The organism is Pseudomonas sp. PGPR N4 (assembly GCF_059693665.1).
In genome coordinates, this window is the sequence record NZ_JCAUKV010000002.1 from 37,344 (window position 1) to 50,745 (window position 13,402).

A 13,402-nucleotide genomic window follows, 5' to 3' on the forward strand; every position below is an offset into this window, starting at 1 on the left:
GCTGCATCCTTGCTGGGTCAGGGGGTGTCTGCTGGCGCTTGGTTGTGGGCGCCGCGAATAATCTGCATGCCGGCCACAGCGCCGCTGGGCGCAGCCTTGGCTGGCGGCACCTGCGACAACTGACTGAACCGGAACAGCTCGCGGTTGGCGCTTTGCAACTGCGACTCGGCCTGGCGCTCGGCCCAGTAGCCGGCCAGCAGCTGCTCATCGGCGCTGCGCACTGCCAGGCGCAAGGTGCCGGCCTGGGCGGCGAGCATCAGCCGACTGGCCAGCGCCTCGGGCACGGCCAGGGCCACGGTGCGCGTGCCACCCGTGCCCAGCGCATCGCGCCGCGCCTGCTGCTCATCGGCGCTTTGCGCAGGTCGGCCGTCATTGGCCAGGCCGGTCTGGTCACCGACGCTGAGCACCCGCAGCGCGGGCAGCACGACTTGAGCCGACGCCTGTGGGTTGTTGTTTTCTTCGCGCAGAAACAGCAGCACATCGACGTAATCCCCCGGGCGCAACTGCCCTGCCGCACCGATCACATCGTCTACCGCCAACGCGACGGCGCGCTCATGTCGACGGATCATCCGCGCCAGCGGGCCACCACTCTGAAAGCTTTGTTCATCCAGCCACAAACCCTGCGGCAAGGGGCGCGCGCTGCTGCGCCCGAGCACTTGGTCGAGCTGGCTGAAGGCGCCAGCAGGGACTACCTGCAATCGCTCGATCAGCACATCTTCAGCGGTGAGTGGGGTGTTGGCCGGGACCTGCCGAGCCATGATCACGATGGGGAAACGCGTAGGCTCCGGAACGGTTACGGGCGCCGGAGCAGCTACTGGCGGCGCACTGGCCTCGACCACCGGCGGTGCGGCGACAGGCTCGGCCGGGCGGCTCAGCATCAGCCCCCAATAGCCGGCAAGCAGTGCCGCCAGCAGGAACAGACCGGCGAGGATCATGGTCAAGCGACTGCTCATTAACGCTCTCCTGTCCCTGGAAAACCATGATGGCCAAAAGTAACTATTTCGCTATTGCACGGTAGCGCAGAGCGGCTATTTCGCCATGAATACGGGGGGAGATTTGCAGCCGACAAATTGACGCTGAACAAAAACAGGGGCTTAGCGCAGCTGTTCAAACCTAATACTTTGTAGTTAACGCCTTCTTACATTTGCAGGTCTGCACAGTTTGACGATGCTCTGATGGCAAAGGGGTATCACTGCACGCCGCCCCGCCACCGGCGCCAACCGCGCAAGGAGATGTGCCATGTTGCTGTTGAAGATCTATACCCGCTGCAAAACCTTTATCGAAAGCAAGGACGGCGCCTCGGGTATCGAGTACGCAGTGATCGCGGCGATGGTGGCCGTAGCGCTGGCGGCGTTCGTCACGCCGATATCGACCCAGGTAACGGCCTTGATGACGACCATCCAGACTGCAATTACCCGTTGAGTGGCCCAACCCTCAATTCTGCTGCGCACTCTCAAGCGACCAGGAGCGTTCCATGCTGACTTCTTCCTTGCGTCAACAGATTCTTCTGGTCGACGATGAGGAAGAGGCCCTGCTGGAGCTGGCCGAGTTGCTCGAGAACGAGGGGTTCACCTGCCATACCGCCAACTCGGTCAAGGCCGCGCTGGTGCTGCTCACCCAACACCCGGACATGGCCCTGGTGATCACCGACCTGCGCATGCCCGAGGAGAACGGCATCGCCTTGATCAAACGCCTGCGCGATCACACGGCCCGCCAGCACCTGCCGGTGATCGTGATGTCCGGGCATGCCGATATGGACGATGTCAGCGACCTGCTGCGCCTGCATGTGCTGGACCTGTTCCGCAAGCCGATCTATCACGCCCGCCTGCTGGAAACCCTGGATAACCTGTTCCCCAAGCCACGCATGCAGTCGGTCGGCTAGCGCCGCGACCGATATACCTTCGATGACCCGTACGGCACGCTGATCAGCCCTCAGCCACCGGCATCCACCTGAAATTCCACCCGCGCCGTCTCGCCGCTTTCATCGAGAACACTCAGTTCGACCCGCCCGACCTGCTCAAAGCGCACCAGCAGGCTGTCCTGACCGGACGTTTCGCCCAGCGGCTGGCCGTTGCGGAACCACCAGCGTTGGCCACCACCGCCCAGTGCCGAGACATAGAGTTGCAACGGCTCGCTGCTGGTCCTTGGGCGGCGCAGGTTGTCGCCGTTGCGCACGCCGACGATCGACAGCGGAGGCGCGCTGGCGGGCACCTGCGGCGGGCAGCTCGGGTCAATTGCCGGCAGCCGGGCCGCGCGCCGTTCGACCCGCGCCAGCCAAGGTTCCAGTGGCGCAGGCCAGAGCGCGATCTGTTGCGCCGTGGCACCTGGGCAACTGGCATCCACGCGCAACCCCTGCGGGTTGACCCAGACCGTGTCGCGCAGGCCCAGGCCGAGCGGCTGGTCTGCCGCCTGCAAGGTCGGCGGCGTGGTGCCGTCAAGGGTCCAGGCGAAGCGCTGGCGCCGGCAGTTAGCGTCCTGGCGCGGCATGGGCTGGCCGAGCGGCCAGCAGATCGCGGCCACCCCGACCGACGCCGGCACCTGCTCCACCGGTGGGCGAATACCGCGCTGGCTGTCGCGGTTGCTCAGCAGGTCGTGCACTTGCAGCATCAGCGGCGCCGCCGAGGCCAGGCCGAATTGGCCAGGCACCGGGGTGCCATCCGGGCGGCCGATCCACACCCCGATCAGGTAGCGCGGGCCGACCCCGACCGACCAGGCATCTCGAAAGCCATAGCTGGTGCCGGTCTTCCAGGCCAGTTGCGGGCGCTGCACCAGTTCGGCGTGCGGATCGCGGTCGGGCCGTGCCTGGCCGCTGAGAATCCGCCGGATGATCCACGCCGCACCGGGCGACAACAGCCGCCGTTCGAGCAGCGGATCCTGCGGTTGCAAGCGTACCTGGGCACTCTGCCCGGCCCGGGCCAAGGCTGCATAACCGCCGACCAGATCTTCCAGCCGGCTGCCGGCGCCACCGAGGATAAGCGACAGGTTGGGCTCGGCCAGTGGCGGCAGTATCAACGGCATACCACCCATGCGCATCTGCGCGGCAAAGCGTTTGGGGCCGTAGGCTTCGAGCAGTTGCACGGCGGGCAGGTTGAGCGACAACGCCAGCGCCGAGCTGGCTGACACCGGGCCGCTGAAACCCATCGAGAAGTTGCCCGGCCTGTAGTCGCCATAGCGCCGCGGCACATCCTGCAGAAGGGATTCGGAATGGATCAGGCCGTCGTCCAGGGCCATGCCATACAGGAACGGTTTCAGGGTCGAGCCGGGCGAGCGCAGGGCGTGCACCATATCGACATGACCAAAGCGGCGGGCATCGCCGATGTCGATCGAGCCGATGTAGGCACGGGTGGCCATGGTTTGTGTCTCGACCACCAGAATCGCCGCCGAGGTGCGCTCCGGCAGGCGCGCGCGCCAGCCCAGCAGCAAGTCTTCGAGCCGGCGCTGCAGCGAGGCATCCAGGGTGGTGCGGATCAGCGGCGGGCTGTTCGCCGTGTTCAGCCTGCGGGCCAGCAGCGGCGCCAGTGCCGGCTCCTGCCGCGGGGCGAGCAGCAACGGCTCTTCTCGGGCTTCGGCGACTTGCTGAGCCGACCATACCTGATACTCGCCGAGGCGCTGCAAGACCTTGTCGCGGGCCTGCTGCGCACGCTGCGGATGACGGTCTGGGCGCAGCCGGCTGGGGGCCTGGGGCAGCACCGCGAGCAAGGCGGCTTCGGCTGGGGTGAGCTGTTTCGGTGACTTGCCGAGATAAGCCCAGCTGGCCGCCGCCACCCCTTGCAGGGTGCCACCGAAAGGAGCGCGGTTCAGGTAGATCTGCAGGATCTGCTGCTTCGACAGGTGCCATTCCAGCTGCAACGTGCGCCACAGTTGTCGCGACTTGCCAGCCAGGGTCCGCTCATGCGGATCGAGCAGGCGCGCTACCTGCATCGACAGGGTGCTGCCGCCGGACACCACGCGGCCGCCGCTGAGGTTGAGCCAGGCAGCCCGCGCCAGGGCCAGCGGGTTGACCCCGGGATGGCGATAGAACCAGCGGTCTTCGTAGGTCAGCAGCGCTTGCAGGTACAGCGGCGACACTTCATCGGGGCTGACCGGATAACGCCATACGCCATCGGCATCGGCAAAGCGCCACAGCGGCGTACCGTCCTCGGCCAGGACCACCCGGGCAAGGTCGTCGGCCGGCATCGGCAACGGCCAGATGCGATCGGCCAGCCAGAGCAGGCCGACCAGCAGCAGTGCACCGGCAATACTGGTTTGCAATACACGCAGCGCACGATGGCGCGGGCGTATTAAGCTTGGCATGGGGAACCGACCTGGCCAGGTAATGGCCAAAGCCTTGGAATGATCATCAGGACGCGACTATGCATGTAGAAGGTTTTTTTGAATGGCTGGGGCAGGCACTGGGGGCGGTGATCCGCTTCATTGTCGATGGCTTGAGCGGGCTGTTCAATCTGCTGGCCAATGCCGGCGGCAATTTCATCGACGGGCTGGCGCGCACGCTGGGCATGGATACCTCGCTGGTCAGCATCCTCGCCTTGATCGTCGGTTTGCTACTGTTGTACTCGGCAATCCGCGCGTTCATGCGCGCCTCGATCATCGCCGGGATCATCTGGCTGGTGCTCGGCTTGTGGGTCATGAGCTGGATCATTCATTGACTGGAGATTGCCGGGAGGGCTGCGCCCTCCTTTCGCGACGCAAGGCCGCTCCTACACAGAGCACGTGACGCCCGGGCGGCGCGGTCCTTGTAGGAGCGGCCATGTGTCGCGAAAGGGCTGCAAAGCAGCCCCAGCGATCTCGAGCCAGGCACAAAGCCCGCCTCAGCGGCCCTTGACGGTCATATCACCCTGGCTCTCGCCTACCGCCTGCAGATTGGGCCGGTACATCGACTCCACCTGCGGCGGCGGCACCCGGTAGGTACCCGGGGTCACGGCGCGGGCCAGGTACAACAGATGGGTGGTGCCGTAGCTGTCCAGTTTCAGGGCAGCGACATAGCGGTCATCACGGTACTCCTGATGCACCACGCTGGCGTTCTGCATAGACTCGCGCCATTCCTTCACCGCACTGCTGGCGTTGTCCAGGCTGGCTGCGCTCTGCGCCAGGTTCTGGTTTTCCAGCTCAAGGCCCGCCGGCAGCAGGTCAACCACCAGTGCGTCCGGCACTTGGGTCGAAGCACGCAAGGCCAGGTGCACCAGCACCAGCTCACCGCTACGCAGATTGCGCAGATCCAGCGGCTGACCGTTCATGCCCAGGTACTCGCGGCGGATCTCCATACCGTTACTGCTGGCCGGCGGCGCCTGGCGCGGGTAACCGGACAGGGTCAGTTGCTGATAAAGGGTGTCGCTGCCCTGGTTCTGCAAGGTCAGCGGCGATGCCAGTAACGGCCCTTCGAGCTTCATCCCCGATTCGACGTTGTTGAACTCGCGCACCTCGCCGGCGCTGTCCAGCCGCGCCTGCCACTTGCCTTCAGGTTTACCCAGCAGGCCGCGGCCCGCGAGGAACAGCGCATTGCGCTCCTGGGTCGACAACCAGCGGTTGGCGGCCAGTTCGTCAGACAAGGCAAACAGGCGCTGATCGACCTGATTGGTGGCCAGGTTGTTTTCCTGGAGCAAGGCGAGGATCAACGCCTGGTCACGCACTGCACTGCCGTAGTCGGCCATCCAGCCCTTGCCGCGGCTGATCGCCAGGCCCGCTTGCAGCGCTTGCTGAGCACGTGGCTTGTCGCCCATCTTGTCCAGTGCCACCGCCAACTGCACCAGCGGCAGACCGGAACGGGCATCGCTACGGCGCTCGAACACTGCGCGCAGGGCACCCAGCGGCGCCTGCTGACTGCGCGCCAGTACCAAGGCGGCGTAGGCTTGCACGGCAAAGCGGGTGTGCTCGGCGTTGTCGCTGTAGTTGACCTCGATCATATTGCGCTCCTGCAAGTACCGCAGCAGCCGCTCGTTGGCCTTTTTCAGCGCTTCGGCCGGCACGCCATAGCCCTGCTCGCGAGCACGCAGGAGGAAGTCGGTGACATAGGCGGTCAGCCAGTATTCTTCTTCACTGTCGGAGCTCCACAGGCCGAAGCCACCGTTGTAGCGCTGCATGCCCAACAGATGCTCGATGCCCATCTCGATCTTGCGCTTGCGCACATCGGCAGGCTCGCCCTTGATACCGAGGCGTTTGAGACTTTCGGCATCGGCATAGAGCGACGGGTACAGGCCGCTGGTGGTCTGTTCCAGGCAACCATAGGGATAGGCCTCGAGCGCACGGATCTGCTCGGCCAGGTTCAGCGGCGGCCGGCTCGACAGGGCCAGGCTGGCCTCAAGACCGGCCGGCTCGAACTCAGCCAGATCGCTCTCCGGCAGGCTCCACGGCTGATCCTTGAGTGCCACGCGGTAGTGTTTGAGCATCGCCGGATAAGCCGGGCGCACGCCCAGTTTCCACTCACGCTCAAAGCTGCTGGCGGCTTCACCCGGCAGTTGCAGGCCGTTGACGCGCACGCGCAGGGTGCCCTGGCCGAGACCGCCCAAGGCCTGCACCGGGATCATCAGCGTCTTGCGCTGGCCCTCGGCCAGGGCAACATTCTGCTGACTGCCGGCCGCCAGGCTCAACTGGCCTTCGCCGCTGAGTTCGACCGTCAGCTGCTGAGCGCGCCCGGACAGGTTGGCCAGATCCAGCGCCAGGCTGGTGCGGTCACCACCGGCGAGGAAGCGCGGTGCCGACAGCTCGGCGATCAGCGGCGCGGCGACCACGGTCTTGCCTTCGGCCATGCCGAACTGCTCGTCGTTCCAGGCCTGGGCCATGATCCGCAGTTCACCGTTGAAGTCGGGGATATCGACCGTTGCTTCGCCCTCGCCCTTGTCGTTGAGGGTCACCGGCAGGCTCTGCTGGGCAACGATGGTCACCGTGGTATTGGGCCGCTTGCCGCCCTTGGCCAGCGCGGCGTCACCACCAAAAGCCAGGCTGGCCAGACGGCCCTGCCCGGCTTCGATCAACTGGCCATAGATATCCAGTTGGTCAGCACCATAGGCCTTGCGCCCGAACAGGCTGGCGAAAGGATCAGGGGTCTTGAAGTCGGTGATATTGAGGATGCCGACATCCACTGCGCTGAGCAGCACATGCACCTGTTTAGGCACGCTGCCGTCGGCAGCGGTAGCCTTGAACTTGACCGTCAAAGGCTGCTTGGGACGCATCTTCTCGGGCGTCTGCAGGGTCAGAGCCAGCTTGCGCTCGGTCCGATCCAGTGGCAGATGGAGCACGCCGACCGCGCGTTTTGGCGTGGCGTTGGCCTTGCGCTCACCTGGGCGAATCACCAGCGCACTGATGTACAGGTCATGCCGCGCCCACTTCTTGTCCAACTGCACGTCGAAGGTCTTGCCTTCGGCGGGCACGTCGATTTCCTGCCACCACAGCGGCCCATCGCTGGATTCGATCATCAGGTAGCCGCTGCCGGCTGCAGGCGGCGTGACCGTGACCTTGGCCGAGGCGCCGTCGGCATAGGACGGTTTGTCCAGGGCGAGCTTGACCTGATCCGGGCGCACCGCGCCGCCTTCGGCATTGTCCTGAGCGCGGTAACCGGCCCAGAAGCGTGCACTGGACACCAGCCCGGTCTGCGGGTCTTCAACCTCGACCCGGTACGGGCCCCACTCGACCTGGAAGTTCAGTTTGGCGGTGGAGCCGGCTTTGACGCTGACGGTCTCTTCGCTCTGGGTCAGGTACTTCTCGTTGTAGTTGTAGCTCCAGCCGTCGCTCTGCGAGTAGTTCCAGTAGTAGTCGCGGCGCTCGCGGATCAGCCGCACCTTGAGGTCGTCGGCGGCGAGCTTGGCACCGTTGCGGTCGGCTACCAGCACTTCGAACTCGACCGGGCCATCGCCATCGGTTTCTTCACCGTCGAACAAACCGCGCAGGCCAGGCAGGCGCTCGGCCGGCCAGATCGGTTGCTCAAGGCGGCGGGTAATCGGTCGGCCGCCGGACTCCTGCAGGCTGGCCTGCACACTCAACTGCAGTGGCGAACGGGCCTCGCTCCAGCGGCTTTCGATGTCGATGGTGGCCTTGCCGGCCTGGTCGAGGGTGACTTCGTCCAGCTCCAGATCCTGACTCAGCTCGGTTTCGGTGATCGACCCGAACTGGTAGCCGGGCAACGCCGGCACTGCTTCACGCAGCGGCCGCACGTAGGCCTGGCCACTGAGGCGGTTGCCCGCTGCCGGGGCGCCATACAGGTAGCGGCCATTGACTTTGATCTGCGCGGTCTGCTCGGGGCTCAGCGGCGTGGCGCTGCCCTTGAGTTCAAGCGCCAGACGCTCGGGCAGGAAGTCTTCGACGAGGATCTCGAAAACCTGCTTACGGCCACCGCCGAGATCGAGCAGCAACTGCCAGCGACCGGTCGGTGCCTCGCTCGCCAGTTGCAGCTGATATTGATAGAGGCCATTGGCATCGGCCTCCCAGACGAACTTGCGGCTGACCTGCTCATCTGGCCGGCGCACCTCGACGCTGACTGGCTGCGCCTTGACCGGCTTGCCATCCTGATCACGCAACAGGCCATTGAGCAGCACGGTCTCGCCCGGGCGATAGAGGTCACGCGGGCCGAACACGAAGAACTGCAGCGGGTTGGCCTGCGGCCCGGTGATGTCGAACTCGGCCAGGTCGAGGGCGGCGGTATTGAGCCGCAATAGAGTGGTGTGCACGCCCTGGGTGGCGATCAGGGTATCGGCCTTGTCGGTGATCGGCAGCTGGGCATGGCCATCACTGTCGGTCTTGGCCTGAGCCAGCAGCTTGCCCTTGTCGTCGTGCAGTTCGAGGTTGACGCCACTGAGCGCCTTGCCGCCTTCCAGTGCCTGGGCGAACACATCCAGGCGGTCACGGTAACGGTGCGCCGAGACGCCGATATCACTCAGGGTGAACAGGGTCGCTGGCTGGGAATAGTCATAGGTGCCAGATGCACGCATCACCGCCAGGTATACGCCTGGCTCCTGCAGTGGCTTGATCCCGGCAATCGGCAGCAACACAGTCTCGCGGGTGTTGCGGGCAGGGTTGAGGTCGAAGCGCCCGCCGTAGACCAACTCGGCCATGTCCAGGGTTTCTTTGGACTGGTAGTAGTACAGGCTGCTGTTGCGGCCCCAGTTGGCCAAAAAGGTCGAGAGCATCTCCGGCTTGATGCGGAAGAACTCGACATCGACCTTGTCGACGTTCAGGGCAATCACCGGCAGGCCTTCGGCCAGGCGCGTCGGCAGCAACGAGCCTCGGCTGGCAAAGCCGATGGTGGCCTGCATGTCGCGGGTTTCCAGGCGGCTGACCGACTCGGCCGCGAGGCTGTTGCCATTCACCGCGAGCAGGCCCTTGTCCAGAGTCAGCACCAGCTTGCGCTGCGGTTCAAGGTGGCGCAGGCGCAATTCCATCTGGTTGTCGGAAAGCTCCCAGGCGCCGTCCACCTTGCCTTTGACGGTGTCGACCAGGTGCACCTTGCTGGCGAAGTCCTGCTTGGCATCGAGCGGCGCCGAGAAACTGATCGACAGCGCGCTGGCGCCGTCGAGCTGGGTTTCCGAGACATCGAGCACGGTCAGCTCGCGGCCTGCGTAGCGCTTGGCGAGCACTGCCGGGTCTTCCCGTTTGGCGGCCTTGGCTTCGGCCGGCGCAGTTGCCGCAGGCTTTTCGACAGCGGCAGTGGTGTCCTTCGACGAGGAATCACAGGCACTGAGCAATGCCAGCGCGCAGGCCAGCAACAATCCTTTGTTGAACATGGAGAGAAGACTCTTGGGCAGCGTGTTCTTGAGGCCTGCAACTATAGCGCAACGGCCAGCGGCTTACCTGCTGTCGCGTGGTAACTGCGAGCTTGTTCGCACGGGCGGCCGGGCAGCTCGCTAGAATAGCCTCGGCGGCGCCCCGCCAATCTCAGCCTTGATCGCAACAGGAGTCCGTATGCCCCCGCTGTCCGCCGACTGGCGCCACCGCCTGACCCACCGCAAGGTCTGGGCGCTGGCCGCACCGATGATCCTCTCGAACATCTCGGTGCCGTTGGTTGCATTGGTCGACAGCACGGTGATTGGCCACCTGCCGCATGCGCATCAGCTCGGCGCGGTGGCCGTGGGCGCGACCTTGTTCACCTTCATGGTGGGTTTGATGGGCTTCCTGCGCATGGGCTCCACGGGCTTCGCGGCCCAGGCCGCCGGGCGCAACGATGGCGCGGCGCTACGCCAAGTGCTGGTGCAGGGATTGCTGCTGGCGCTGGGTTTTGCCGCGCTGATCGGGGTGTTGGCACTACCCTTCAGCCAACTGGCGTTGCAGGTAATCAACCCAAGTGCGGCGCTGCATCAGTCCACCGAAGATTTCTTCCACACTCGGTTGCTCGGTTTGCCGGCAGCCTTGGCCAGTTACGCCCTGGTCGGCTGGTTTCTTGGCACGCAGAACGCGCGCGCGCCGTTGGCGATCCTGCTGACCACCAACCTGCTCAACATCGCGCTCAATCTGTGGTTCGTGCTGGGCCTGGACTGGGGCGTGATTGGCTCGGCGCGGGCTTCGGTGATTTCCGAATGGAGCGCCGCCCTGCTCGGCCTGGCTCTGACCCGACCGGCGTTACGCCGCTATCCTGGGCAGCTCGCCTGGGCGGCACTGCGCCGCTGGCAGGCCTGGCGGCCGCTGCTTTCGGTCAACCGCGATATCTTCCTGCGCAGCCTGGCGTTGCAGCTGGTGTTCCTGCTGCTGACGGTGCAAGGCGCACGCCTCGGTGAAGCGACGGTGGCGGCCAATGCCCTGCTGCTCAATGGCCTGTTGCTGACTGCCTATGCCCTCGACGGGCTCGCCCATGCGGTTGAAGCGCTGTGTGGTCACGCCATCGGCGCCCGCGACCGGCAGACCCTGCGCCGCTCGCTGGTAGTCGCCGGCGGCTGGTCGCTGATTGTCAGTATTGGTTTTGCCGGGCTGTTTCTGCTCGGCGGGCATTTGTTCATCAACCTGCAAACCGACATCGCCAGCGTGCGCGAGGCGGCCTATCCGTACCTGCCGTACCTGGCAGTGCTGCCGCTGATTGCCGTGTGGAGCTACTTGCTCGACGGCCTGTTCATCGGCGCGACCCGCGCGCGTGAGATGCGCAATGCGATGCTGCTGAGCTTGCTGCTGGCGGCGCCGTTGGCGTGGATGGCCAGCGGGTATGGCAATCATGGATTGTGGCTGGCGTTTCTTGGGTTCATGGCGTTGCGCGGGGTGACGCTGGGGTGGGTTGGCTGGCGGATGCAGCGAGAGGGGCGGTGGTTGGGGTGATTTAGGGCGATCTTTTCAACGGCCAATTCGAGGATGACCATATCCACCAGGGCGCTGGCCGAGTAAAGCTGGGGCCGCTCTGCGGCCCTTCGCGGGTGAACCCGCTCCCACAGGGGTCACATACAGCCCTGTGGGAGCGGGCTTGCCCGCGAAGGTCGCAGAGCGGCCCCAAAGTCTCAGGCGCAGCAAAGGCCGCTAGCGGCCCCCCCTTTTGTACATTACGACGACAGGTACGAAGACCGGGTCAGGCCCAACCGCAGCGCATCCAGATACTGGGTGCGTTCGCGGGCGGTGATCTTGGCGCTGGCGACCTTATCGCGGTAGTGAGTCATCAACTCCTCCGGAGACAGGTGCACGTAGCGCAGCATGTCCTCGATGGTGTCGTGGGTCTCGATCCCGGCGTGGTAGGCGCTGCCGTCGGCGTTCTGGTAGATGTTCACCGAGTCGGTGTCACCGAACAGGTTGTGCATGTCACCGAGGATTTCCTGATAGGCACCGACCAGGAAGATCCCCAGCAGGTAGTCTTCACCCTCGTTGATACCATGCACCGGCAGGCTGGTTTCGATGCTCTGCTCGTCGACGTACTGGTTGATCTTGCCGTCCGAGTCGCAGGTCAGGTCCTGCAGCACGGCGCGGCGCAGCGGCTCTTCGTCCAGGCGGTGCAGCGGCAGGATCGGCAGTACCTGGCCAATCGCCCAGGTATCCGGCAGGCTCTGGAACACCGAGAAGTTGCAGATGTACTTGTCGGCAAGCTTGTCGTTGAGTTCGTCGAGCACCTGGCGGTGCGAGCGCTGACGGGCCTTGAGCGAGTTGTGCAAGCGGCGGCACACGGCGAAGTAGCACTGCTCGGCGAGGGCCTTTTCCGACAGGGTGAGTTTGCCGTCGGCATACTGCGCCGCGACGTCGCCCATGTAGTGGGTGGCACGCCAGTAGGTCTCGGTGACCATCTCGATATCGGTTGGGCCGAGCAAGTCGACCAGCCATTGCACGGTCTCGGGCAGGGCTTCCTTGTTGTCGATGGTCGGCACTTCGTCGTTGTGCTTCTCGACGTCGGTCACCTGCACCACCAGCATCGCGTGGTGCGCGGTCAGGGCACGGCCGCTTTCGGAGAAGATGTGCGGATGCGGCAGGCCCTGCGCATCGCAGAACTCCTTGAGCATACCCACCACGACGGCGGCGTAGTCGTCGATGTCATAGTTGATCGAGCTGGCATTGCGCGAGTGGGTGCCGTCGTAGTCGACCCCAAGGCCGCCGCCAACGTCGATATGGTCGACCGGCAAGCCCAGTGAGCGCAGCTCGCCGTAATAACGGATCGCTTCCTTGAAGCCATGCTGGTAGTCGGCCAGGTTGGCGATCTGCGAACCCATATGGAAGTGCAGCAGGCGGATGCCCTGGTCCAGCCCGGCAGCGCGGAAGCGCTCGACCACCGACAGCAGCTGCGCCGCCGACAGACCGAACTTGGACTTCTCACCGCCGGTGTCGGCCCACTTGCTCGACGCCAGCGACGACAGGCGTACGCGCAAGCCGACCTGTGGCTTGACCTTGAGCTCGGCAGCCTCTTCGATCACCAGGGCGACCTCGGATTCTTTTTCGATAACGATGAATACGTTATGACCAAGCTTCTGGCCCATCAGCGCGAGGCGGATGAACTCACGGTCCTTGTAGCCGTTGCAGACGATGGTGCCGCCCTTCGGCGCCAGCGCCAGCACCGCCAGCAACTCTGGCTTGGAGCCGGCTTCAAGGCCGATCGATACGTTCTGGGTGGCGATGATGTTCTCGACCACCGCTTCCTGCTGGTTGACTTTGATCGGGTACAGCGCGGTGTACTCGCTCTGGTATTCCAGGCGCGCGATATTGGCGTCGAAAGCGCCGGTCAACTGGCGGACGCGGTCCTGCAGGATGTCCGGAAAACGCACCAGCAGTGGCAGCGAAAGGCCACTCTGGCGCAGCTCGTCAACCTGTTCGAAGAGGTCGATGGGGGCACTGTCGGGGCCGTTGGGGCGCACTTCGACGCGCCCGGCTTCATTGATGGCGAAATAACCAGCGCCCCAATGGCGGATGCCATAAACACTGCGGCTGTCGGCCACGGTCCACTGGCTACCATCGTCTTTGCGTGTGCGTCGTACGGACATTCAAGTCCCCTGTAGATAAGTCGAAGACACTGCCTTGGCGACAA

The 13,402-nt window shown here is 64.8% G+C and carries 8 protein-coding genes; 4 read left to right on the forward strand and 4 right to left on the reverse strand.

The features are described 5' to 3' along the window. Positions 1-17: 17 nt before the first annotated feature. Positions 18-953 carry a Flp pilus assembly protein CpaB gene (gene cpaB, locus AC58X1_RS09875; RefSeq protein WP_188035262.1) on the reverse strand — a complete coding sequence of 312 codons (936 nt, stop codon included), beginning with the start codon at positions 951-953 and terminating at the stop codon, positions 18-20. A gap of 286 nt (positions 954-1,239) precedes the next feature. Here cpaB and AC58X1_RS09880 point away from each other — a divergent pair, with 286 nt between their 5' ends. Together AC58X1_RS09880 and AC58X1_RS09885 are read left to right on the forward strand one after the other, a co-directional pair. Continuing rightward, the gene (locus tag AC58X1_RS09880) at positions 1,240-1,422 is read left to right on the forward strand and encodes a Flp family type IVb pilin (protein ID WP_101316110.1); all 183 of its coding nucleotides are present in this window, start codon (positions 1,240-1,242) and stop codon (positions 1,420-1,422) included. 52 nt (positions 1,423-1,474) lie between these two features. Next, a complete protein-coding gene (locus AC58X1_RS09885) occupies positions 1,475-1,882 on the forward strand; it encodes a response regulator (RefSeq protein ID WP_101316108.1) in 408 nt (135 codons plus the stop codon). A gap of 50 nt (positions 1,883-1,932) precedes the next feature. Here AC58X1_RS09885 and pbpC read toward each other — a convergent pair whose 3' ends face one another. After that, complete coding sequence (gene pbpC, locus AC58X1_RS09890) at positions 1,933-4,293, reverse strand: peptidoglycan glycosyltransferase PbpC (protein ID WP_401181193.1); 2,361 nt, start codon at positions 4,291-4,293, stop codon at positions 1,933-1,935. A gap of 59 nt (positions 4,294-4,352) precedes the next feature. On the opposite strand from pbpC, the gene AC58X1_RS09895 reads away from it, so the two are divergent. Then, a complete protein-coding gene (locus tag AC58X1_RS09895) occupies positions 4,353-4,646 on the forward strand; it encodes a hypothetical protein (protein ID WP_101316104.1) in 294 nt (97 codons plus the stop codon). Positions 4,647-4,808: 162 nt separating this feature from the next. Here AC58X1_RS09895 and AC58X1_RS09900 read toward each other — a convergent pair whose 3' ends face one another. Further along, the gene (locus AC58X1_RS09900; protein ID WP_497428796.1) at positions 4,809-9,710 is read right to left on the reverse strand and encodes an alpha-2-macroglobulin family protein; all 4,902 of its coding nucleotides are present in this window, start codon (positions 9,708-9,710) and stop codon (positions 4,809-4,811) included. A 178-nt stretch (positions 9,711-9,888) separates the two neighbouring features. Between AC58X1_RS09900 and AC58X1_RS09905 the strand changes: the two genes are divergently transcribed. Then, positions 9,889-11,226, forward strand: coding sequence for an MATE family efflux transporter (locus AC58X1_RS09905; protein WP_101316100.1), 1,338 nt, complete (start codon positions 9,889-9,891; stop codon positions 11,224-11,226). Between the two features lie 218 nt (positions 11,227-11,444). Here AC58X1_RS09905 and speA read toward each other — a convergent pair whose 3' ends face one another. After that, the gene (speA, locus tag AC58X1_RS09910) at positions 11,445-13,358 is read right to left on the reverse strand and encodes an arginine decarboxylase (RefSeq protein WP_101316098.1); all 1,914 of its coding nucleotides are present in this window, start codon (positions 13,356-13,358) and stop codon (positions 11,445-11,447) included. Between the last annotated feature and the right edge of the window lie 44 nt (positions 13,359-13,402).